General features: G+C 56.7%; 26 protein-coding genes and 1 tRNA gene. 13 read left to right on the top strand and 14 right to left on the bottom strand.

All coding sequences use genetic code 11. The features are described from left to right. The first annotated feature begins 38 nt into the window (after positions 1–38). The 3 genes from RBB31_RS00655 to RBB31_RS00645 all read left to right on the top strand — a co-directional run bounded on the left by RBB31_RS00655 (position 39) and on the right by RBB31_RS00645 (position 3014). Complete coding sequence (locus RBB31_RS00655) at positions 39–1364, top strand: hypothetical protein (protein ID WP_306127329.1); 1326 nt, start codon at positions 39–41, stop codon at positions 1362–1364. A gap of 20 nt (positions 1365–1384) precedes the next feature. Beyond that, positions 1385–2893 carry a heme biosynthesis protein HemY gene (locus tag RBB31_RS00650; protein WP_306127328.1) on the top strand — a complete coding sequence of 503 codons (1509 nt, stop codon included), beginning with the start codon at positions 1385–1387 and terminating at the stop codon, positions 2891–2893. A gap of 45 nt (positions 2894–2938) precedes the next feature. Continuing rightward, positions 2939–3014, top strand: a tRNA-Thr gene (locus RBB31_RS00645). Positions 3015–3682: 668 nt separating this feature from the next. On the opposite strand, the gene RBB31_RS00640 is transcribed toward RBB31_RS00645, so the two are convergent. The 4 genes from RBB31_RS00640 to RBB31_RS00625 form a co-directional block, all read right to left on the bottom strand. After that, entirely contained in the window at positions 3683–4171 is a 489-nt protein-coding gene (locus RBB31_RS00640) for a hypothetical protein (RefSeq protein ID WP_306127327.1), read from the bottom strand. Between the two features lie 75 nt (positions 4172–4246). After that, positions 4247–4483, bottom strand: a complete 237-nt coding sequence (locus RBB31_RS00635) for a hypothetical protein (protein ID WP_306127326.1) — start codon at positions 4481–4483, stop codon at positions 4247–4249. A gap of 64 nt (positions 4484–4547) precedes the next feature. Further along, positions 4548–4757: a hypothetical protein gene (locus tag RBB31_RS00630; RefSeq protein WP_306127325.1), complete on the bottom strand. Its 210-nt coding sequence runs from the start codon at positions 4755–4757 to the stop codon at positions 4548–4550. Beyond that, positions 4754–5335 carry a hypothetical protein gene (locus RBB31_RS00625; RefSeq protein WP_306127691.1) on the bottom strand — a complete coding sequence of 194 codons (582 nt, stop codon included), beginning with the start codon at positions 5333–5335 and terminating at the stop codon, positions 4754–4756. Before RBB31_RS00625 ends, RBB31_RS00630 begins: the two co-directional genes overlap by 4 nt. Between RBB31_RS00625 and RBB31_RS00620 the strand changes: the two genes are divergently transcribed. The 3 genes from RBB31_RS00620 to RBB31_RS00615 all read left to right on the top strand — a co-directional run bounded on the left by RBB31_RS00620 (position 5233) and on the right by RBB31_RS00615 (position 6963). Continuing rightward, on the top strand, positions 5233–5487 hold the full coding sequence (locus RBB31_RS00620; protein WP_306127324.1) for a helix-turn-helix domain-containing protein: 255 nt from the start codon (positions 5233–5235) through the stop codon (positions 5485–5487). The two genes, RBB31_RS00625 and RBB31_RS00620, sit on opposite strands and share 103 nt — an antisense overlap. Next, positions 5484–5879 (top strand): Rap1a/Tai family immunity protein, encoded by a 396-nt coding sequence (locus tag RBB31_RS20530; RefSeq protein WP_371931276.1) that lies wholly within the window; start codon positions 5484–5486, stop codon positions 5877–5879. The genes RBB31_RS00620 and RBB31_RS20530 overlap by 4 nt, the downstream gene beginning before the upstream one ends. A gap of 520 nt (positions 5880–6399) precedes the next feature. Continuing rightward, positions 6400–6963: a hypothetical protein gene (locus RBB31_RS00615; RefSeq protein ID WP_306127323.1), complete on the top strand. Its 564-nt coding sequence runs from the start codon at positions 6400–6402 to the stop codon at positions 6961–6963. 721 nt (positions 6964–7684) lie between these two features. Here RBB31_RS00615 and RBB31_RS00610 read toward each other — a convergent pair. From RBB31_RS00610 to RBB31_RS00600, 3 genes are all read right to left on the bottom strand, one after another. After that, a complete protein-coding gene (locus RBB31_RS00610; RefSeq protein ID WP_306127322.1) occupies positions 7685–8059 on the bottom strand; it encodes a hypothetical protein in 375 nt (124 codons plus the stop codon). Positions 8060–8267: 208 nt separating this feature from the next. Continuing rightward, positions 8268–8684, bottom strand: coding sequence for a hypothetical protein (locus tag RBB31_RS00605; protein ID WP_306127321.1), 417 nt, complete (start codon positions 8682–8684; stop codon positions 8268–8270). Positions 8685–8781: 97 nt separating this feature from the next. Next, positions 8782–10371 carry an ATP-binding protein gene (locus RBB31_RS00600; protein WP_306127320.1) on the bottom strand — a complete coding sequence of 530 codons (1590 nt, stop codon included), beginning with the start codon at positions 10369–10371 and terminating at the stop codon, positions 8782–8784. Between the two features lie 317 nt (positions 10372–10688). On the opposite strand from RBB31_RS00600, the gene RBB31_RS00595 reads away from it, so the two are divergent. Then, positions 10689–11063, top strand: a complete 375-nt coding sequence (locus tag RBB31_RS00595) for a hypothetical protein (protein WP_306127319.1) — start codon at positions 10689–10691, stop codon at positions 11061–11063. 786 nt (positions 11064–11849) lie between these two features. On the opposite strand, the gene RBB31_RS00590 is transcribed toward RBB31_RS00595, so the two are convergent. After that, positions 11850–11987 carry a hypothetical protein gene (locus RBB31_RS00590; protein WP_306127318.1) on the bottom strand — a complete coding sequence of 46 codons (138 nt, stop codon included), beginning with the start codon at positions 11985–11987 and terminating at the stop codon, positions 11850–11852. A gap of 282 nt (positions 11988–12269) precedes the next feature. Here RBB31_RS00590 and RBB31_RS00585 point away from each other — a divergent pair, with 282 nt between their 5' ends. Continuing rightward, positions 12270–13100, top strand: coding sequence for a hypothetical protein (locus RBB31_RS00585; RefSeq protein WP_306127317.1), 831 nt, complete (start codon positions 12270–12272; stop codon positions 13098–13100). 512 nt (positions 13101–13612) lie between these two features. Here the strand turns inward: RBB31_RS00585 and RBB31_RS00580 are convergent. From RBB31_RS00580 to RBB31_RS00550, 6 genes are all read right to left on the bottom strand, one after another. Then, positions 13613–13882: a hypothetical protein gene (locus RBB31_RS00580; protein WP_306127316.1), complete on the bottom strand. Its 270-nt coding sequence runs from the start codon at positions 13880–13882 to the stop codon at positions 13613–13615. Next, complete coding sequence (locus RBB31_RS00575) at positions 13879–14265, bottom strand: hypothetical protein (RefSeq protein WP_306127315.1); 387 nt, start codon at positions 14263–14265, stop codon at positions 13879–13881. The genes RBB31_RS00580 and RBB31_RS00575 overlap by 4 nt, the downstream gene beginning before the upstream one ends. 431 nt (positions 14266–14696) lie before the next feature. Further along, a complete protein-coding gene (locus RBB31_RS00565) occupies positions 14697–15440 on the bottom strand; it encodes a hypothetical protein (RefSeq protein WP_306127313.1) in 744 nt (247 codons plus the stop codon). Positions 15441–15447: 7 nt separating this feature from the next. Beyond that, complete coding sequence (locus RBB31_RS00560) at positions 15448–15618, bottom strand: AlpA family transcriptional regulator (protein WP_306127312.1); 171 nt, start codon at positions 15616–15618, stop codon at positions 15448–15450. Between the two features lie 70 nt (positions 15619–15688). Then, positions 15689–16876, bottom strand: a complete 1188-nt coding sequence (locus RBB31_RS00555) for a site-specific integrase (protein ID WP_306127311.1) — start codon at positions 16874–16876, stop codon at positions 15689–15691. A 212-nt stretch (positions 16877–17088) separates the two neighbouring features. Further along, positions 17089–19068 (bottom strand): alpha/beta fold hydrolase, encoded by a 1980-nt coding sequence (locus RBB31_RS00550; protein ID WP_306127310.1) that lies wholly within the window; start codon positions 19066–19068, stop codon positions 17089–17091. 302 nt (positions 19069–19370) lie between these two features. Here RBB31_RS00550 and RBB31_RS00545 point away from each other — a divergent pair, with 302 nt between their 5' ends. From RBB31_RS00545 to hpf, 5 genes are all read left to right on the top strand, one after another. Next, positions 19371–19982, top strand: a complete 612-nt coding sequence (locus RBB31_RS00545; RefSeq protein WP_306127309.1) for a ribonuclease D — start codon at positions 19371–19373, stop codon at positions 19980–19982. Between the two features lie 2 nt (positions 19983–19984). After that, the gene (gene lptC, locus RBB31_RS00540) at positions 19985–20608 is read left to right on the top strand and encodes an LPS export ABC transporter periplasmic protein LptC (RefSeq protein ID WP_306127308.1); all 624 of its coding nucleotides are present in this window, start codon (positions 19985–19987) and stop codon (positions 20606–20608) included. Beyond that, positions 20605–21102, top strand: coding sequence for a lipopolysaccharide transport periplasmic protein LptA (gene lptA / locus RBB31_RS00535; RefSeq protein ID WP_306127307.1), 498 nt, complete (start codon positions 20605–20607; stop codon positions 21100–21102). The genes lptC and lptA overlap by 4 nt, the downstream gene beginning before the upstream one ends. Next, positions 21103–21861: an LPS export ABC transporter ATP-binding protein gene (lptB, locus tag RBB31_RS00530; RefSeq protein ID WP_306127306.1), complete on the top strand. Its 759-nt coding sequence runs from the start codon at positions 21103–21105 to the stop codon at positions 21859–21861. It begins immediately after the preceding gene. A 228-nt stretch (positions 21862–22089) separates the two neighbouring features. After that, positions 22090–22653 carry a ribosome hibernation-promoting factor, HPF/YfiA family gene (gene hpf, locus RBB31_RS00525; RefSeq protein ID WP_306127305.1) on the top strand — a complete coding sequence of 188 codons (564 nt, stop codon included), beginning with the start codon at positions 22090–22092 and terminating at the stop codon, positions 22651–22653. Positions 22654–22660 lie beyond the last annotated feature (7 nt).

Below are 22660 nucleotides of genomic sequence, written 5' to 3'. Positions count from 1 at the left end.
ACCGGGCATTAGCGGCAAGATTCGAAAGAGGTTTTCAAGTGGCAAAGAAACCATCGTCCAAGGCGAAGAACACGTTCGACCGGGATGCGTCGCAAACGGACGAAACTTCCGAAGAAAAGAGCGAAGCCACCGAAAGCTCTGGTGAGAAGGCACAGGAGGAAGGCAAGACGGACTCCGCCCCGACTGCGGCCGACGTCACGTCATCCGAAGACCCGGCCAAGGAAGAGCCGGCTGCCACAGACGACCCCAGCGCGCAGAAAGATCCCTCCGCTCAGGATGTCGCGCCAAATGCAGCCGCCGAAAGGACCGATCCCGAGGATGCGCCTCCACCGAGCGGTACGGAAGATCACACCACCGACACGACCACGACCACGGCCACGGCGCTTCCCGCGACCACCCGGCAGCCGGCAAAGGGCCCGGGCGCCGCAGCGCTGGTCCTGGGCGGCATCGTCGCGGGCGCCATCGGCTTTGCCGCGGCCTATTTCGGCCTCGCGCAGACAGAGCCTCTGCGCGACGAGGCGCTCGCCAGCGAAGTCAGCGACCTGGGACTCCGGGTCGATGCCCAATCCGGCACGATCGAATCCCTTTCCGAGAAGGTCGGCGGCATCACCAACACCGATGACGCCGCGCTCGAGGCTCAGGTCGAGGCGCTCGGTACCCTGTCCGAACGCGTCGCCGAGGCCGAGGAAACGCTGGAGGCATTAGATGCGCGGTTGCGCGATGTCGAACAGGGCCCGGTCACAGAAAGTGCCGATTCCGCGGCCGTCGCGGCCTACGAGGCCGAACTCGACGCCGCCCGCCAGGAACTCGCTGCCCAGCGCGAAGAATTGCAGGCCCTGATCGACGAGGCGATGAACACCGAAACCGCCGCAGACGAAGCCGCGGTCGCGGCGATGCAACGCGCCGCAATCAGCCGTATCCTGGCTGCGCTCGACAATGGCTCGGGTTTCGCAGGGGCCGTGGCCGAGTTGCAGGATACCGATGTCGAGGTTCCCGAAATTCTCGTCTCAACCGCCGAATCCGGTGTCGCCACGCTGTCCAGCCTTCAGGAAAGCTTTCCCGATGCGGCCCGGGCGGCACTCGAAGCCTCCCGTGACGTGACCGGCGAAGGAACCGGCCTGTCGGGCTTTCTCCGCAATCAGCTGGGGGTCCGTTCGCTCGAACCACGTGAGGGCAGCGACCCGGACGCGGTGCTGTCGCGCGCCGAGGCGGCGATCCGCGACGGCCGGCTGCAGGACGCCCTGGCGGAGATCGAGGCCCTGCCCGAAGAAGGCCGCGCCGAGCTGTCAGACTGGGCCGGACGGGCGACACAACGGCGCGAGGCGCTGGGCGCGGCCCAGTCGCTGAGCGAGACATTGAATTAAACGCCAGGGGAAGTCAGAGAATGTTGTGGTCCATAATCAAGATCGTCCTCTTCATCGGCCTCGTCGCCGCGGCCAGCTGGGGGGCGATCTATCTGCTGGAACTCGACGGCGGCGTGCGCATCGTGATGGCCGGACAGGAATTCAACCTGACCCCGCTCATGGCGGTGATCGCGCTTGTCCTGCTGGTGGTTGCCGTCTGGCTCATCCTGAAGATCGTCTCGCTGCTGGTTGCCGTCCTGCACTTCATCAACGGCGATGACACCGCGCTGTCGCGCTATTTCCAGCGCAACCGGCAGGAAAAGGGCTATCAGGCACTGTCCGAGGGCATGATGGCACTGGCGTCCGGCGAGGGCGAAGTGGCCATGGCCAAGGCTGGCAAGGCCGAACGTTATCTCAACAAGCCCGCGCTCACCAACCTGATCACCGCGCAGGCCGCCGAGATGTCGGGCAACCGCCGCAAGGCCGAGGAAACCTACAAGCGTTTGCTGACGAACGAGAAGACCCGCTTCGTCGGCGTGCGCGGCATCCTGCGCCAGAAGCTGGCCGATGGTGAAACCGAAACCGCGCTGAAGCTCGCCAAGACCGCCTTCACGCTCAAACCCAAACACGAGGAAGTGCAGGACACGCTGCTGAAACTGCAAGCCCAGACCGGCGACTGGAAGGGCGCGCGCGAAACGCTCAGCGCCAAGCTGAAATCCGGCAACCTGCCGCGCGACGTTCACCGCCGCCGCGACGCCGTACTGGCCCTGTCCGAGGCGCGCGACATTCTGGACGAAGGCAAAAGCATCGAGGCCCGCGAGGCCGCCATCGCCGCGAACAAGCTCTCGCCCGATCTGGTGCCGGCCGCCGTTCTGACCGCCCGCGGCTATATCGAACAGGGCAACAAGCGCCACGCCACCCGGGTGATCAAAAAGGCATGGGATGCCCAGCCTCATCCCGACCTTGCCGCCGCCTTCGCCGAGATCGAACCCGAAGAGACGCCGCAGGCCCGGATCAAGCGCTTCTCCAAGCTGCTGAAAATCCATCCCGATCATCGCGAGACGCGCCTGATCGATGCCGAACTGCACCTCGCCGCAGAGGATTTCCCCGCCGCCCGCCGTGCGCTGGGCGATCTTGCCGAGGTCGACCCCGATGCCCGCGCGCTGACCATAATGGCCGCCATCGAACGCGGCGAAGGCGCGTCGGACAGCGTGGTGAAGGGCTGGCTCGCCCGCGCCCTGTCGGCGCCGCGCGGGCCGCAATGGGTGTGTGAAAACTGCCATCACATCCACGCTCAGTGGGCTCCGTCCTGCGACAATTGCAACGCCTTCGACACGCTGAGCTGGCGGGCGCCGCCGGCCTCGTCCGTGTCTTCCGCCACCGGGATCGAGATGCTGCCCCTGATCGTCGGATCCCAACCGGATAACGCGGCGGATACGCTGGATAGCGGGGTCGACACGCACAGGACCGGCACGAACGAGGCCGACGAGTCCGAGGTCGCGGATGCCGAGATCGTCGAGGATACCCGCCTCGAAGAGACCGAAAAATAGCCCTTTTCGGATACGGATTGGAGTGCTATAGCCGCGCTCCACGGGGCCGCTGTAGCTCAGCTGGTAGAGCACGTCATTCGTAATGATGGGGTCGGGGGTTCGAGTCCCTTCAGCGGCACCACTTTTTCAAGAAAAACCATGTAAAATCAATCGCTTGTGCGATTTCAATTAATTTCCATCCACCCTTTAGTCCACCCCGCGCAACGACTGTTCGCGTTTTAAGCTTTTCTGCTCATTTGCGTCACAAGAGCTTTGATGGTGGGTGAAAATGCCCAATACAGTATTATCCATGTCAGCGCTGTGGATGCATTGGTACCAATGGCGGTGGACGTTTCAATTTCAAAGAAAGTCGGCAGGGGTTCCCTCGACAGGATCCAGTCTCCTGGCCATGTCCAAAGCCACGAGATTCCTCCCCACACGTCAGAAATGGTGAGTTCATGTTGGCAGTCGAAGTCGTTCCAACCGTTTGATGGCCAGCTCAAACGCGATCCCGTAACATCGGCATCCCTTAATCGGGCGCATTCTTTCCAGTGCACTTGCGCCCCTCCAATACTCGAGCGACAAACACAGTCGTGTTGTTACAAATGTGGCAACCCCATGTGAGGTTGCCACGGACTTCAAAAGTGATTCGAATATTCTCACTTGCTATGCTGATAATCTTGGCAATTATAATTGTGACCGCAAAGTGCCACTATGCCCAATTTTTGTCGTATTCTGGCAATTCGGAAGACAAACCTATCGGATTGTAAGTCGACGGGAGTTTCTGATTACTTTGTAGGGAGGTCTATATCAGGAACTCGCCACCACCAACGGCGGATCGGCCGGAAAGCTGCGCACATCAAACCAGGTGAACCGCGTTCCATCTGGATTGCACTTGTTGCCCCAACACAGGCCCTCCGCACCCTGCCGGATCAGCGCGGCTCGGAAGGCGTTGAGGTCGATCAGGTACCACCGCTCTACAGCCGTCTGAGAGGCGTTGGCGTGGCCATAGAACAGCCAGTCGCCTTTCCCGTTCACTATCTTGGAAAGCTCCGTCTCCGCGCCGGAGGGAAGCCGGGAGCGCACAGTAAACTGGTACGGGTAGCGGTCGGCATATCCCGGCCTGCGTACCCGAGCGGCAATCCGCATGTCGCGGGCGTCCAGCATCACCAGATCCGTTGCTTGGGTCATGTCGAGCATATCGGGAGCCGCCTGCAACAGGTGACTACCGACAATGCTTTTGATTTGCGGTATGAACTGGTCAGACCACTGGCGGTTAATGTCGTACTGAAATGTCATTTTTGAAATAGCCTTAATGGGGAAAGGCAGCCCACGAATGCAGGCTGCCTCCGACGACAAGGATAAGGGCGATTTTCAGTTTTCAACTCCTTTCACACCCAGGATCCTATTTCTGCTTTCGCTTGAAAGTGTCTGAAGGGCCATGCTGAGTTCGTTCATCATTGCTTCCGCAACCTCAGCGACCGCTACACGGGCGTTGCTGTGTCCCTCGCTGTCGAGGTGGTTCACGCCCTCCATCACTCCACACAGCATGATCGAGTAGTGCTCACAGTCGGAAAGCGTGGCGTCTTTGGGCAGGCTCAAGTCGTTCATTCGTGTTCCCTCCTGGGGTTCTGGTTGGAAGTAATTTTTGCTGTTTCTGATCCGTTCGCCGAACCTAGTCCCACCCCCGCTTGTGGTGCGCCTGCAGCGCCTCCTGGGCTTTCTCACGCGCAATTTCCAGCAGGGTCATGAGCCGCACCGCTTCAGGTTCAGAATTGCCGAGCGTGTCACTGTCCATCGCCAGATCATATAGCGTGTCCAAGAGACTGGTGGTCTGGTGAAGCAGACCGTCGGTTTCCTCAAAGGCTTCACGTTGCGGGTTCATGCTGAGCCTCCTTTTCCCGTAGTCACTTGCATCTCACGCAGGTCGTCTATTCGCTTCTGCGCGTTCTCCATTGCATCGGAGAAATCAACCTTGCCGCTTGCGTTATCCTTGAGCGCGCCAACGATGACCTCCCGCTCTTGCGGATCGAGCTTCCGGAGCAAATCAAAGAAGTGAGCGGTTTCAGGGTCCATCTTGTGCTTCTCACGAAACACCGATGCCATCCCTGCAACGCCGCCACAGAACACCCAATCCATGGATGCGCCTTGTACTCTGATCCACGTCATAAGCTCGTCAGTGAGCAGGATCGCGTCGGGTTCATCGTCGTCGTGCTCCAGTGTCGGGGGCGAAACATCAAAATGCTCGCAGAACCAAGCGATGCGTTTGCCAGCGGTGTCTATGTTTTCAGGGCAGTCTTTCATTGCGGAAACCTCCACTCGTGATATGATACCAAAAGTATCACCATAGGGGCGGGCGCGTGTCAATACTAAAAGTATCAATTGAGCAGGTGAAAGCTGCACGAGCGTTACTGAAATGGTCCCAAAATGACCTTGCTGAAAAGTCAGGAGTGTCCATTCCAACGATCAAAAGGCTCGAAGCTTCTACCGGGCCTATTGGCGGTCGAACTGAAACCGCCGATGCTATCCGAGAAGCTCTAGAAGCTGCCGGGGTGGAGTTCATTCCAGAGAATGGAGGAGGCGTAGGTGTGAGATTGAAGAAGGATAAACCATGAAGTGGTTTAGGTTCGCCTCTATGGCTTGTTGCCTGACGGCAATAGCGACGAGTTCCAGCGCGCAGCAGATTACTGGCAACCAATTGCTTGATACCTGTACGAGCGATAACCAGGTCATGGCCGGGTTTTGCCTTGGCTACATCATCGGGTATTCGGAGGGCGCTCCTTGGGGCGGCACTCTGGCTGTAATGCAGGCCAACCCTCGATTGGGCACAGATGCTGTAAATGATGCAGTCGGGGTCATTACAGGCAGCTGCGTTCCGTCTGAGGCTTCAAACGAACAACTGATGGACGTCGTGATAAAGTACCTCACAAATAACCCTGAAACTCGCCACACCAGTGCCCGGACCTTGATCTGGACTGCATACTCCGAAGCCTTCCCCTGCGGATAGGGCGAATCCTGCAATCGATTGCCAGACAGTTCAGTTTCTCGATAACGGCCAGGTAGCCGCAGGCCCAGGCGTGGCTTTGAAAGCGATAGACTAGAGCTGCTTCAGCCATTGTTTTGGCATAAACGGTCTCCAGAAATGAAAAATGCGGCAACCGCAAATCACACACGGTCGCCGCTTTCGTCATGGAAATCAGTTATAAACACTCGTTACTGATAGCCATCTTTGCGTTTTGTCCGTGCGCTAAATGTGGCTCGAATGTGTTCTAAATTGGCCGTTGCGGGTTTTCTGCGAAACAACGCGTTTCGAAAAACGAACTGTCACGTAAGTCTTCGAACTTTGTTTCAATCGCATGTCACGCCTTGCGGTAGATTGCCGTCGTTATCCGCGAAAGAAGCTGGATTTTGCCGTCTGAACTGCTCGGATCGGGAGGGTTATCGAAATTTTTGCGTGCGTGCTTATCCCTTTCGAAGCAGGTCGTCTGATCGGCCTGTAGCTTGGACAAGTACGAAAGGTTAGCACAATGAAACTCAAGACAGTCGCATTGACCACCGCACTGGCCTCGACCCTCGCGCTGCCACTGTATGCACAAGGCGTCGGCGCAGATGCAGGTGCAGAGGCTGGCGTTGGCGGAGTTGGCGCTGGAGTGGGCGCTAATGCCGGTGTAGGCGCTGATGCGGGCGTTGGCGGAGTTGGCGCAAACGCTGGAGTTGGCGCAGGTGTGAGCACCGACACCGGGAATGTCGGCGTTGATTCCAATGCAAACACGTCTTCGAACGCTGCAACTGACAACGCAGCGGCTGGTGTGAACGTCGGTGCTGAAGTCGCATCCGCAGACGGTCAGTCCATCGGCACCATTGCTGACACGCGCACGAGCGCCACAGGAACTGCCCAAGCCGTGATCGACGTAAATCCCGGCCTCGGCCTGGGTGTTGATCAGGTTGCGGTAGACGCAGCTGGACTGCAGACCGATTCAGAGGCTGGTGTCTCCATCGGCATGGCTGCTCAAGACTTCCGCGATAGCATCCAGGCTCAATTGGGGGCCCGTGCTGGTGCAGAGGCGACCACTGGCACAAACGACGGCTGAACCCCCGAATGCAAAATGCGTCAGGCCGCTGAAAGGCGGCCTGGCGACAGAACGGGAGCCAAAACTGGTTGCGTTCCGAGTGGAAATGTCGCTCGCAATCGTCTAGGTTGAGAGACGTTGGCGAGGCTGTTGAAATCCATTCGCCTCGCCTGGATCTCCTTATATCACTGCGACCGAGCCTATCTCGGTCGCTTTTTTATGTAAGGATATCAAATCACGGGTGTTGTTACTTCGAAGTAGTTGAAACGCCCCGGCCGCGAAGGCCAGGGCGTCAAAGGGAGTTAGTACGTATTACACCCCCGAGGGAAGCGTATCCGGACAAGGCCGTACACCCGAGAGCGTGACTACAACGTACCATGGTTGAGTCAAAAAGTATATTAAAAGCAAAAATTGCGCTCGGCGTTTAAGCGCAGTTCTTGATCGTTTCTATCACAGCCAAGAAGCCATACGGATGGAAACTTGTACCAGATTTGTTGAAAATGCCCGCTCAATATTTCCGTTACCAATTTCAACGCAAAGCGTTATCGATTTGAGGAGTAATGGGGAGAGGAGCAAAAAAAATCTGTGCATAATTGTAGCCGCTCAGCTCAGAGGCATCGACAACTCGTCGCTTATCTTAAAGTGAGGGTTCCGTTGTAATTGTTACAATCACACTTTTAGTGGTGTCGACCTTTACTTACGATCAGCGTCTGTCGGGACGGCTCTCCTGAATACTCGGATATCAATTTGTTTCGGGAGAACGAAGTAAAAGCGAAATCTTTTCAACCACCTCTGCGTCCCGAAATGGTTTTTCTATCACCTCGCAGTCCCGCGGCGTCTTAGGCAAATTGCGCACGTCCGCTTCGAAATCTGCGACGAAGACTACGCGACAGGCGTTTTGGACTAGCCTTTGAGCAATGCAGACGCTTGAATTACTATCATCAATTGTGAAGTCGACGATGGCAACTTTTGGAATGCGAAGGCTGATTTCACTGGTCGCACTCTCGACGGAATTGCAAAGAACTAAGTTATCGAATCCTTGATGCCTCAGTTCCATTTCCAAGCCCAAGGTGATTACTGGATCGTCTTCCAGAACCATTACTAATGCTTCATTCATGGTGATGGTCGTTTCTCCGAGATTTCAAGAGTAGCCACTAATACCTTGTACACTGGCGGTTTGGTGCCCACGTAGATACTATCTCCTGTCTTAGGCTCGTGAAATTACGTGGACGTCTGCCATACTCTAATCTCTAAGGCATCGGCAACGGGAAGTTATCAATGCTGGCAGTAGGAGCGGCCCAACCCTGCAGCTTAGTTAGACGGGATCACAAAATTTCGTCCGGATATGGCAGGTCATTGATGCGCATGTTCACGAAGTCTGGGGCGGGTGTTTTTGCAAACCGCACCGCCGGAATATGAGTTCGGCTTTCCAGTATCGCCTTTACAACGCGGTGCATTCCATCCATCAACCGCCCCTCGGCACTTAGGATAATAGGATGACTAGGATCTACGTCATTAATCAATGCCATGTGCAGCGCGAGCGACCTCGGGGTCGGAACAGCTTCAACCGAACTGTACCACCAATTCTCATCGGCCTCTAATATTTCGGCGACCGGAAACATCTCTACTTCAAGGTCACGGGACGCACGAATGAGCCGGTGGACATCCCAGATGTATCGGTCTGATCCAACAATGCGCGAGTGATACTGCTTTCTAATTGGTTTAGGTTCTACTTTGTCCATGCCCATTAAATAACTCGATTTGAGTAATGCAGTGGCGGTACGTGTTATTAGTGAAAAGCCGGAAGAAGCCGAAAGGTATTAGCGCACTACCGCATGGCTACGTGGACAGCGAAACAGTGAACGTCGTCCCTTTGCCTTCTGTTGTATCGAATTCGATTTTTCCACCGTGATGATCAACAATGGCCTTAACAATGCTCATGCCTAGACCTGTGCCTTTTTGTGTGGCGGTGTAACTCTCCGGAGACCGCGTGAATCGGTCGAACAATTCTTGCTGCAAAGCCGCCGGGATGCCCTTGCCCTGGTCGCGGATCCAAAAACCGTTCCCATTGGAAGTTAGGCCGACGTCAACCACCCCTCCAGACGAAGAGGCTTTCACTGCATTCGAGAGCAAATTGCTCAAAACTTGGAGCAAGCGAGCTTCATCGCCAACTATAACACCTGCATTGGCGTTGCTGCTCGCCAAAACGAGCCCTACGTCGTACTGAGCGGCATACGGGCGCATGTCTTCAACCGCCCTGGCAACCAGCGCCGACAGGTCAATTTTTCGGTGATCGGCAGAAAATTCATTTGAGTTGAGCTTTTCCAAGTCAAGAATATTCTCGACCAAGTGTATGAGCCTATCAGCGTTTCGTGTGGCTGAATCAAGCAGCACCCGCATATTTTCGGGGAGCCGCTCACGTTCCATCGTAAGGAGTTTCACAGCGCCGTTTATCGAAGTAATCGGCGTACGAAGTTCGTGCGATACGGTCGCGATGAGTTCGTCTTTGGCCTTGCGAAGTGCTGTTTCTTCACTGATGTCTCGTACCACCCCAACGACTCCCAGTTTTGCGCCAGCATCGCCGTTGAGGGGGGCCATGAAAACTTCCCCAGGGAATATTGATCCGTCTTTCTTACGAAGATTCATTTCAAAACGGTTCACTGCTTTCTGCATCGCCGTGTCGTAAACCCGTTCGCCTTGGCGTTCGTATTCATCGACGCTGGGATAAAGAACCGATGTGCTTTGCCCCACGAGCTTGTCTCGGTCTAAGCCAAATAGCTTCTCGCCAGACGAATTTATCATCTGAATCCTTCGCTCATCGTTTGCGGTAATGATCGCGTCCGGAACCGCCTCGACAATGGCATTGAGAAGCATGGTCTTCTCCGCAATCTCGCGTGCTCGTACCGACTTAAGCCACTCTTGACCGAGCCAGCGCCCGAACAGTCGCACCAACTCGGCTTCCATCGCTCTGAAAGCTTTGCGCTCATCAGGTCCTGAAAAGTTCAGTGTGCCGACGCGTTCTGAACCCACGCGCAAAGGAACACCGATGTAACTCTCCAATCCAAAGTTCTGATAGCATGGGTGGTCGGCGATTTCGGATCCACCAGCATGATGGAAGTAACTCACGTCGTTCGCCACCAAGGTATGCGTGCAATACGTCTCCGAAACATCAAAAGTCGCGCCTGGTTCTGGAGCCCAATCAGGTCCACACACGTGATGCACTTCGTAGACACTGCCATCAATCCGGCTAACAATACCAAGCGGCAAATTTAGAGCATCGCAGCCCAGGCGCAGTAGCCGCGATATCTTCTCATCAATTTCGATATCGGGGTCGAGCGACAGCATGAACAGCTGCCTTAGGGCGGCGTCATGGCGACCAAGAAACTGTTTCCATTCCTCGGAAGCATGACGAAGGTCGTAGTTGGACATGGGCACCCGAATGAACCTATCATCGTAGCTGGGGCAAATTTATAGAAGGATTTGCGAAGAACTCAATTCTAGGCGTCGAAGGTATCGACGGAAATTCGCGAAAAAGATTCAGAGACAAAAACGCTACCGTGTTGCTGGTCGTGCCACGCCTTTTGAACAAGAAAAGGAAGGCTGTTTGTCCTTCTGCTCTTTGCAATCCAAAATTGCGAGAACCAACTTGAAGTAGATTGGAAGTGTCCCTATGAGCGGCAATCAAACTTTGCTCACGCACCAACGATTCACTCCCCGAAAATAAAAAGCATAGTTACGTCGCTGAGATGAAACCGACACTAGAAGACCAAAGAACACTCGCTGATTTAGAGAAATCGCTTTGGGATAAAGACCTAAATTTCAAGAATGACGACGTAAATTACACACTTGTTGCAAAGTTCGTCGAAGTTGATCGCTTAGGGCAGCGCCACGAAAGGACGAGCAAGGCTTTCGCGGAAAAGCGTGCCCGGTTAACCGAAGTGAAGCTGCCGCTATCGGACTACTCAGTAGAATTGGTTGACGAAAACATGGCGTTGGTCACCTATATGTGCGAGGTGCGGTTCGGTGGTGCTCTGGAGATGCTCCACTGCGTTTCGTTTTGGGTAAAGGCAGGCAGTCTTTGGCAATTGCAGCTTCATCAAACGACCCCTCGCTTAGGTTGATAAGCGACTGACTCTGTGCAGATGAATCGAAGCGGGCCGCCGGTTCTTGAACCCTTCGGAGTGATACCCCGGTGGAGGGAGCCGTTTCCGTATCAAAACCTCTTTCTGCCTTCGGGGGTTTCCCGTACCCGATTTCGGGTGGGACAAGTTGCCCCACCCGATTTTCTCGCGCCTCCCAGAGTTCCTTTCGCTTGGCGAGGTGTTCCGCTCCCTGCGTCGGGGTAACGGTTTATTAATCTTTCGACGCGAAGCTGCTTGCCATGGAGGCGCTCAGTTGACCAAAGAACGAGTAAAAGAAGCTGAACGAATACTTGCGGCCTATGCCCAGAAGTATGGACCCAGCGACGAGGTGCGAGATTACTTTATGAAGTGGGGAAACGTACAAGATCACCCACCTTTGTTTTCTCGAATTGCCCTACTTGGACTAGCCGCCGTCGCATTTTTGGAAGTTTTTCGCTGCTTCGTGAACTCGTGAGTTCACAGCATCAAAAAAACGACGCCAATCGCGACCAGTAACAGCGCTGTATAGACCAAATATATGTGTGTCCAGTGCACTAGGGTCAACCTTACTTTGGAGTTAGCCAAGCTAACGCACTGCTTTTAACATTGTTCCATTTTTTTTCGCGAATTGACAACTGCCTATAAATCTGAAGCAATTTCCAGACTACAGAATCCGCCCTCGCTGGCCGACGGTGGAAGAAGGAGTAACCGGTTTTAATACAGCAGGGTTGGAATTGGTGCCACAAAAGATGGATGAGCGTTCGCCATCCTGTCCGTTGAATCGGCTCAGTTTAGAAACACCAGAAAGCTCAATACCGCAATGACGAGGATCGCATAGCAGCGACGTTTGCGCACTTTGACGTTTTTTTCTGGAACGCAAGTCTCTTTGACGTCAAAACTCTCTAGCGCTTTTGCCTTGCTCATCATTTCTGACCACCTGGGTACTGGTTACGAGGTTGCGCATCGATTTTAGATTTAACGCTTTCGGGCTGTGCACGGGAAACACTGCGCCGCGTACAGAGCGAAATGCAACTTCTGGTGGTCGAGAAGGAGACTTATTGAAGCCAACAAAGTGGCAAATGCGACCAAGTACGAAACACTCCGTTTCAGGATTAGTTTCCGGGCGGAAAAGCCTTTCCGCACCCTCGCCCCAGGGCGCTTAATAAAACCTTGCCCTATTGTCGAAAGGGCCGCACCCTAAAATTCGTGAACATCTCGCTGGGGAAGCTTTTCATGACACCACGGTTTTTCGGATCCGATGTTCAAAAGCGGATGCAAAAAGTTGCAAATCAATTATCCCCTTTGCTGGAGGATCATCCTTCATACGGAATAGAAGGTCGCATGTGGGGCATCGACGGTCCAGAGGTCACCGACGCCGACAAAGTGGTTTCACTCGCCTCGCTGCAAGGGGCAACTGTTAATCACTACGTCCCGAAGTCAGAAGAAAAGCGATTTGCGGAAGAATACGCAAAGCGCGGTTTTGCTAATGACCGCTGGGATCAGTTTATGGGGAGGCGTGACTGTCTTGAAATCTGCTCTGACTACCTCGTCGACTTCAATTTACCGAAGCAATATAGGCTTCATCGGATAGGCCCCGAAACACCAACTCACATCCTCGACGGCCTTGAGGAAACAGCAACGGCCTGCGGCGTGCTGCCGCCAATGACGCCAGTGCTGTTCGGGCAGGTACGCGATGCAGTGTACTTCTGCCTCGAGGCAGCCGATGGTAGCGTTGCAGCCTGTGCAGGGGCGTGCCTGCGCAACCACCCTAGAAGCCGCTTCGGAAAGACCTCGTGGTGGGGCATGCTTGCAACACGCCATGAGGACCGTGGACAAAGCTTATCGCTTTATCTCGGGGCACTTGCTGTGCGCCATATGTATGACAATTTCGGCGTCGAGGAGTTCTACACTGGCGTGCGTTCAGACAATGACGTATCGAGGCACATCTGCCAGAAACTCGGCGTCCGTGACAGCGTGTACGCCTGTCTCGCAGTTCTTGACCCGGACGCATTCGGAGAAGACGGGTACACGAAGTAGTAATGATTTTTTAGAGATGTCTCGACCTTCGCGGCAAAGGCGTGAATGTCTACTATTTGACGAAAGATCAGCCGGACCGCCAGTTACAAAAATTACGAAACAAAGCAGTCACCCTTCCACGCCAACACGCCTTCGCTGCTCAGCCACGCTCCTCAGCGTCCCGGACAGGTCGTCTGTGGCGTACACTATGGACACGTCTGACAGACCTTCCTGATGCCAGACATCCACCGTCGCATCGGTCTGATCGAGTTCACCCGATAGCAACTCGAAGGCTCGCCTCAGGCATCTCTCTTCCGGCCAATTCGTGGGGGCATCCGCGAGAACCCATCCTTTCCTGGAAGTGCGGTTGCCCTCCAGTCGGGCAACACGCTTTGCAAATCCGGTCATCTGCTTTCCCCCATCTCTGCCGCGACTGTAGCCGCGCCGCCGATCACGTAAACCGGTGCAAAACTCCCTTGCTACCACCCCCTGAGCGTAGCCCTGCATTTCGATTACGGCTGCGCTGGAATTCATCATGCAGCCCCGCTTTCCCGACGAAGAGGGATAACCTCTGCCGTCGCCAGATCCCGTTCATGGGCTTCGGCCCACTCTTTTGCGAACGCGATGGCTTTGGGGCGCGTGTTGAAGCTGCCGACGATTGCCGCGCTGTCCCGGTGGCGGGACCAGTCATAGACGTAGTAGACCGTCAGGTAGCGGTATGGGGCGATTTCCTCGCCCCAACCTTCGCGGACCTCCACATAACCCCGCAGGTCATCCTCGGGTTTTCGCGAACACTCGGTCATGCCGCCTCGCTTTCCGCAGCGGGACTGGCAACAGTGCTGACTTCGCCCAGGTAACGCACCTGGTCTACAAGGACGTAGATGCCAAAGCGCGTGTTCTCGATCCCATCATTCTCCTGGAAGAACTCGGTTTCGATATTGAGCCCGTTTTCATTCCGCAAAAGCAGTACGATGTCTGACAGGCGAACCGGGCTAGCGCAGTAAATGGGGCTGCGCATCAGCGCGTCCAAAACCTGCCTTTTGCGGTTGCTCAGGGTGATGGATTCACGCTTGCCGTCCGCGTGTTGCACCTCGTAGTGCGCTCCGCCTCGGCGGCGAGGTAGATCAAGCCTCGAAATGATCCATTGGGTGTTTTGAGGCGGTTTAGTGTCTGTTTTCTTATTCATGCTCGTTACCTTCTTCTTGAAGGAACGGGCCGGATGCGGTACGTTTCTGTTGCTGCATAAACGAATACCGCCCCTGCCCGAACCTCTTGGGTGGGGGGTCGTTTAAGCGGCATCCTGCAATTGCTTGGTCAGAGCGTCGTCAACTTGGCTTTCGATCCAGTACGGACGACCGCCCAAGCGGATCGGTTCAGGAATGCGGCCAGCTTCTACGTCTCTATACAGGGAGCTGCGGGAGCGACCGCCAAGCTTTTGTGACAGTTGGTTGAGATTAAGATACGTCATAGCCTCACCTACGTAGGTGGGTGAAGCTAACCCCTGGGGCCTTGCCACGCTTCACCATGGGGCGGCATGGTCGAAGGTAGAAGCGAATGATACTGCTTGCGCCCGACAGAAACGCATTTTGTTTCTGTGGAATGTCTATACGTACATAATTATTGATTTGGTTCAGCAGAACTGTCGACAGCAAATTTCCACGAACGAAGGGCGCTCTGAGCGGACGGCGACTTTCCTTCTTCATATCCTCCTATCGTTGATAGAAGGTCCTCAAGCATACGGCCCATAGGCCCCGGTGACTGTCTCTCGCTTTTTGGAGCAAAGTTCTGGATATGATATCTGTATCGCTCCAATAGCATCTGATTTTCGGCGCTATAGAACTCTTGGAGTAGAGCATTTCTTACGGGTTCTGGTCCGCGCTCTTGGGAATTTACGCGCCATTCCTCGATGGCCCAAACCTCTCGGCAAGCGCCAGCTATAGCTGCCATCTTCCAATCACGATTTGCTTTAGCCGTCGGCAACTTTTCTTGATCCCGCAGTAGTGACTTACATCCGCTTTTGATTTCCTCAGTTAGGAGGGTCACGTCATATAGCAGTGCATAAGCTTCGATTGTCCGAGGTCCAGCTGCCCAATGTAACTTCTCTTTTAGCCCTTCCGGCAAAGCAGAGATTGCTCTTTCGTATTCGGTTGCGGCCCTAGAAAGACGTCGAAGGGCCTCAGCTTGCGCCTTAGACCCATAGCCGAACTGCGCCTCTGGCGACTTCAGGCTATTGAGAATGATGTCTGCGTAACGCCGACTAACAGGGCTGCCGTGCAGCATTTCTATTGAACGCGGCAAATGCATTTCGATGATGCGAGCCACACCTGGCCGTAACGCTTTCATTTGGGAGGTAATCTGCATTTTTACTCTATCTAGCCTCCATCCAGTCGCTGATTGCACTTTCCCGCCAGCCAATGGCGCGCAGGCCAAGCTTCTGGGGTCGCGGGAAATCACCGCGCTCAATCATACGGTAAATCGTGGATCTGCTAAGCCCTATGGCTTGCTGAACTTCTTTGCATCTCAGTATTCTATCGGTCATTAAATGTTTCCTCTTTCCGAATGAAAAAAGGTTACAATCTAATAGTTTAAGCCCAGTTAAATTCTCCAGATTAAGCAAATCGAATCACCTCACTTGTGTTTTCGCCGGTGACGTGATCCGCCCAACGGGCCATCAAAACACGGCGTTGATCGAGGAAATCCGTGCGGCGATAGGCACGGGCAACTTTCGTTCCGGTCACGTGCGCCAACGCCACCTCGGCAATGTTTTCCGGCGTACTCGTCGCCTCGGCGCACCATGTTCTGAAACTGGATCGAAAGCCATGCGGGCGGGCGTCCATGCCGCGCCGTTTCATCAATGCACTCATCGTCGCGTCGGACAGAACGCCCCTACGCACGCTGGGGAACAAGTAGCCATCGCGCGCCAGAGGCTTGGCTTGCTCGATGACGGCCAACGCCTCTTTAGACAGCGGCACGCGGAATTCCTGCTCATACCCTTTCTGCGACTTCATGTTTTCGGCCGGAACGGTCCACACGTCGCCTTCAATCTCATCAAGACGACAGAACCGGATCGGCTTGGAGCGCAGAGCTGTCAGAATCAGGAGCCTCAAGGCCAGGTGCGTCACTGTTCCCTCGGAAAGGCTTTCATAGAAGCTTGGCACCTCTTGCCAAAGCAGCGCTGGAATATTGCGTGCTTCATGTCGGGACTTGCCCAGCAGCGCCTTGGCTTTTTCCGTTGCCTGAACATCCACATCGAGTCCCATGGCGGCGGCATGCTTCAAGGTGATGCTCAGCCGGTTAAGAGCCTTTCTCGCGGTGTCTGACTTCGTGTGCCAGATAGGTGCCAGGGTGTTCTTGATGTCGCGCTGGTCGATATCCTCGACCGGGACTTTTCCAATCTTGGGCAAGACGTGGAGTTCGAGGGGAGTGAACCACCGGCCTGCCTTGCCGTCGCCTTTCAACTCGGCCTTCTTGGCTTCGAATGCCTCCACGGCCACTGAGGATAGAGTGTGGTCGTCGCGCATCGCATCGCGGCGCAGGCGCTCTCGTTCCTTGATCGGATCTTTCCCCTCCCGCACCACGGCCCGCCAGCGCTCGGCAGAATCGCGAGCTTCTTTCAGGCTGACATCGCTCAGGGCACCGAGACCCATTTCCCTGCGCCTGCCGTGGACAGTGACGCGAAGCACCCACTGAGCCCCGCCGTCCTCACGCTTGTGGAGCCATAGACCAGCGCCATCGGAATACTTGCCGGGTTTCGCGTTCTTGAGCTTGGCGGCTGATAGCTTGTGTTGCGCGGGCAAATCTCTGTCCCCCTCTTAATCCACCTCTATATATAGTATAGAACGCGACAGCATGAAACAGCATGAAACGATGAAGTAACCGTTTTTATTGAAAAACCGGGGTATGTGACACAGATTGGAACCACATGATATAGGGTTTCGATGCCCTTCAGCGGCACCACCTTCCCGGGCAGATTGCAGTTCTGACAAGCAGGCGTCGTTTCGCTTGGGCGTTACTGCGCCGTGTCGACCCGCGGTGCGATATGGAACGCTGGAACCGCCGTCGCCTCGACGCAGGAATTGTCCAGCGTCCGGGTCGGATCGTTCACAAAGGCTGCGGTCATGTCTCCGACGCAATCGACATAGGCCAACGCGCCGTGACCGGCCTCGGCGATGAAGAAGTGCTGCGCATTGGTCAGCCCGCGCGTGGCTTCTTTCGCCCAGCTTGCAGCGGTCTGCGTGTCCCATCCGGAACCGATCGAGACGGTGGGAATATCGCTTTCCACCACCTCGTGCCAATTTTCGCGCTGGGTTGGTGTGAACGCAGTGCAAACCGTATAGACACCCGCCGCCGCGCCATCGAAAAACGCCGTCACGTCAAAAGGCTGTTCCGCGGACGTCTGCCGGTAACCTTCCATCGTATTGTAGGGCATGTCCTCCTGGCATGCGTAGAGCATCAGGTCGATGGAGTTCTGCTGAAATTCCAACGTATGCGTCTGCACCGATTGCGCCGCGTCGGCATAGACCGCGGCGATCTCCTCGTCGGTCATGGCCTCGACTATGGCGAGCAGTCGCGCAAGATGCGGCCCCTCGAAATGCGTTTCGACGAACATTGATAACCTTTCGCGCGTCGGCGCACCCAGCTGCAACGCCGAATACCCTTCCAGCGTCGCGCGGGCGGCATCCGAGGTCACGATCGTGTCGGGAACGGCGGCAGACAACTCGGCATCGAACAAGCCGGGCATCGGGCCCAGCACGCGGTCACGGCGCAACTGACGGCGCAGGTCAGCCACGGCGATCCCGAGCGCCGTTGTGGCATCGTCGATAATCGCGGCATCGCCCAGCGCCATTTGCAGAAGATGCATCTGCTGCTCGGTCAGGTCGTCCCGCCGTGCCGCAAGAACTGCGTCCGCATCCGGTTGCGGCACAGAAAAATCCCAGTCCTTCACGACCATTTCGATCGTTGGCGTGTCGTCGCCCCTGTGCAACTCGTACACCATCGCGGGGATATACGGCGTGAGCGAGCCGAGGTTGAACCGATCGTTGCGTTGCGAAAAGAAGTTGAGCACCAGTTGCGGCGGAATGGTCGCGCCGTCGACCACCAGGTCCCCCGCCTTCGACCGCGCGATGACGTCGCGCAGCACCTCGCCCAGATCGGGATAGGCCATGTCACAGACCATGTCCGCGGCGCAATCCTCGACCAACCGTTGCATCGACTCCGCCAGTGGCAGGGTCAGCGTGTCATAGAGCCTGACCCAAGGTGGCGCGACCCCGTCGATCACGGCAGACCGGACACCCTCGGGCGCAGTGCGCAGCACCTCCAGCGTAAGCTTGGTACCGTAGGAAATGCCGTAAAGGTTCCATTCCTCGTAGCCCAGCGCCGTCAGGATCATCGGCACGTCCAGCGCGTTCTGGCGCGTGTTGTATTTCGAAAGATCCGTGCCGTCCGCCTCGATCTCCGACAGGCAATCCTTCAGGAACTGGCTGACCACGGGGTTTCCCTCCGGGTCGGCCTCCAGCGCGCCGGTCTCCTCGGTAATGACCTGGCTGACATTCTGCGCAATCTGCTCGTAGCAGACCACGCTGCCCGAAGAGATGCCGGCGGCCCGCTGATCGAAGATGATCACGTCGCGATTGGCACGAAACGGCGCAAAGGCGTCCGCCATGAAGCTCAGACCGCTGTTCAGGTTGCCGATCCCGGGCCCGCCATGCAGGTAAACCAGAGGGTCCGGGGCCGGATAGGTCGTCTCGGATCGCAGGATCGCAAAGGCGAGGTCGACACTTTGCCCGTTCTCCGGCGCGTCGTGGTCCTCCGGCACGGTGACCGTGCCACAAAGGATCGTCTCGCCGACGATTTCCGACATCGCCATCGGGTCGCGACAAGACACGATCTCCACCGGAGCCCCTTCGCCCCGAGCCAACAGGGTCTCGAAGTACCTCCCGTCCGGCTCGGGCGCCGTCAGGGCCATCAGCAGTGCGATGATATCTTCCATCGTGAACCTCGCTCAAAAGACTTGCGGGCGACAACAGCCCCTGATCAATCACACTGAATACTCAAGTCGAATTCTTGAAACACCGCCGGTATCGGTGTCGGCCCCGATGTGACGGACATCGGGGCTTCACGCCGGCCCGTCACCACCGCTTGACGGTACCATACCACATTCCCACGTTGATCGTGACCTGTCCTAAGGGGGCGATGTCCCGGCTTTTCATTGAGCACACGCAGCTTTTCGCTTAAGCAGGCTCACATTGCGCGGCAGCGCCCTATATACGTTTCAAGCAACCCCGGCGGACCATGGCCAATCATCTCTACAAATCCGATCTTCCAGACGACCTCGACCTCGGTCCGGTCGTCGCAATCGACTGTGAAACGATGGGGCTCAACCCGCACCGCGACCGGCTTTGCGTGGTGCAACTGTCGGGCGGCGACGGCGATTCGCATATCGTTCAGGTAATGCAGGGCCAGACCAGCGCACCCAATCTGGAGCGTCTTCTGACCGATCCGAACGTGCTGAAGCTCTTCCACTTCGGCCGCTTCGACATCGCTGCGATGTTCAACGCTTTCGGGGCTCTCGCCGCGCCTGTCTACTGCACAAAGATCGCCAGCAAGCTGATCCGCACCTACACCGATCGCCACGGCCTGAAATACCTGCTTCAGGAACTGCTTGGCGTCGACATATCGAAACAGCAGCAATCGTCGGACTGGGGCGCGCCCGAACTGACCGGGGCTCAGCTGGACTACGCCGCATCCGACGTTCTCTATCTGCATCAGTTACGGTCCGAACTCGATGCGCGGCTGGCCCGCGAAGGACGTACCGAGCTTGCGCAAAGCTGTTTCGACTTTCTGCCCACGCGCGCCCGGCTGGACCTTGCGGGCTGGCCGGAGACGGACATTTTCGCGCATTGATCATGGCAACCACCGACAATTTCTATTCGCGGCTCGTGGCATGGATGAAGATCATCCTGCCCCTGACCGCGCTTGGCCTGTTGTCGACCCTGTTCTTGATCTCGCGCCATATCGACCCAACCAAATCCATCCCCATCGCCGAGATCGACCTCGAGCAGCGCGCCCAGGAACAGGGCGCAACCAATGCCGCCTTCGCCGGCGTCACCCGCGGCGGGGACGAGATCATGGTCACCGCCGAAACCGCACGGCCCAACCCGCAGGATCCGCGCCTGATCAATGCCGAGGATGTCACCGCCGAGATGCGCCTGGCGTCGGGCAGCGTCGTGACGGTGACCTCCGACCGCGCCGACATGCACCAATCCGATCTGAACGCCTCGCTGATCGGCGATGTCCACGTCGACACCACCACCGGCTACAAGGTGAGGACCGAACGCCTCGATGCCAGGCTGGACGTGCTATATGCCGAAACGCCGGGCCAGATCTCTGGCACGGGTCCGCCCGGCGACCTCAGCGCCGGACGCATGGTGCTGACCGGAGACGAGGAAACCGGCGCGGCACATTTGCTTTTCACCGATGGGGTGAAGCTGATATATACGCCCCAGCCCGCCGAGGACATCGAACAGTGACCCATTCGTTTCGCCTTTTGATTCCATTCATTCTGCTCTGCCTGCCGCTGGGCGCTCTCGCCCAGGGGGCGCAGGTGGCCTTCGGCAACACGGCGCAGGACAGCACCCTGCCTGTCGAGGTCACGGCAGACAATCTGGACGTGAACCAGCAGGACGGCACTGCGGTCTTCACTGGCAACGTGCTGATCGGGCAGGGCGAAATGCGCCTCTCGGCGCCTCGCGTGCTGGTCGTCTACAAAGCCGATCAAAGCGGGATCGAGCAGCTTCAGGCGACCGGAGGCGTCACGCTGGTCAGTGGCGAGGATGCCGCCGAGGCGTCCCAGGCCGATTACAACGTCGACACCGGTCTGATCGAGATGGAAGGCGATGTCCTTCTGGTGCAGGGGCCCAACGCACTGACCGGCGAGCGGATGTTCGTCGACACCCGCGCCGGGACCGCCCGCGTCACCGGCCGGGTCAAGACCATCCTGCAACCCGAAGGCGGCAACCAGTAAATGTCCAAGCCCGACCTGCATATCGCCCACGAAAGCACCGGCCTTGCCGTTGAAAACCTGCGCAAGAGCTACAAGAAGCGAGTGGTCATCAGGGACGTGACCCTGTCGTTGCGCCAGGGCGAAGTCGTGGCGCTGCTTGGCCCCAACGGCTCGGGCAAGACGACGACCTTCTACGCCATCGCGGGCCTGATCTATCCTGAGGGCGGCCATGTGCGTATCGACGGGCGCGATGTCACCGCCCTGCCGATGTACCGCCGCGCCAAGCTTGGCGTGGGCTACCTGCCGCAGGAAATGTCGATCTTTCGTGGCATGTCGGTCGAGGACAACATCATGGCAATCCTCGATATCTCGAGGGATTCGCGCCACAAGCGCCGCGAGCGGCTCGAGGAGCTGCTGTCGGAATTTTCCATCGAGCACCTGCGGCGCGCCCCCGCGCTTGCACTGTCGGGCGGGGAACGCCGCCGGGTGGAAATCGCCCGATGTCTGGCCGCGCGGCCCAGGTACCTTCTGCTCGACGAACCCTTCGCCGGGGTCGACCCGATCTCGGTCGGCGACATCCGTCATCTTGTCGCAGACCTCAAGAAACGCGGCATCGGCGTGCTGATCACCGATCACAACGTGCGCGAAACGCTCGAGATCGTGGACCGCGCCTATATCCTGCACGACGGGCAGGTGCTGATGTCCGGCACGCCCGCCGAGGTCGTGTCGAACGAGAACGTCCGCCGGGTCTACCTGGGCGAAAATTTTCGTATATCCTGAGCGATCTTGCGCCGCCTGCTGACGCAATGTCCATTGACAAGTAGCCCATATCGCGGATCAAATAAGGGCATGACGCTTTCAGTTTTTGCACTGTTCGAGCTGAGCGACCCATCACCTGGGCCGAGGCCGAGCACACAGAAAACGTCATTATATCCCTCACAGATTTGACCTGAATCAGGGCGAAACACCGCCCCAAGGTTATTTCTGTTCACATGTTGGAGGTTCTGAATGCGCTATCAAATCAGTGGAAAACAAATCGATGTCGGCCAGGCTTTGCAGACGCACGTCGAGAACGAATTGAACTCCATTGTGGAAAAGTATGCCGAACGCCCCACGGACGCACACGTCATCTTTTCCAAGAGCGCGAGCGAGTTCGTCTGCGAGGCGACGGTCCATTTGTCCACGGGTATGACGGCCACGGCCAAGGCCAACGCGCACGAAATCTACGCCGCCTTCGACGGGTGCAGCGAGAAACTGGAAAAGCAGTTGCGCCGTTACAAGCGGCGTCTGAAGGACCATCATCGCGACCGGGCGGAACCTATTGAACTTTCTCAGGCTTCCGCCTATATCCTCGCCTCCGAAAGCGAAGGGGAAGAATCGGAACCAGAAAGCCTCCAGCCGGTTATCGTAGCAGAGATGGAACATCCCATTCCCTCTCTGTCGGTCGGAGAAGCCGTCATGCAGATGGAGCTTGCCGGCGCACCGGTGCTCGTGTTCCGAAATGAAGGTAAGAATGGGCTGAACGTCGTGTATCGCCGTGATGACGGCAACATCGGATGGATCGACCCATAAACGATCG

Origin of the sequence: Roseovarius sp. MMSF_3350 (genome assembly GCF_030733425.1) — a bacterium.
Taxonomy (GTDB): Bacteria; Pseudomonadota; Alphaproteobacteria; order Rhodobacterales; family Rhodobacteraceae; genus Roseovarius.
This window is presented reverse-complemented; position numbering and strand designations above follow the sequence as displayed.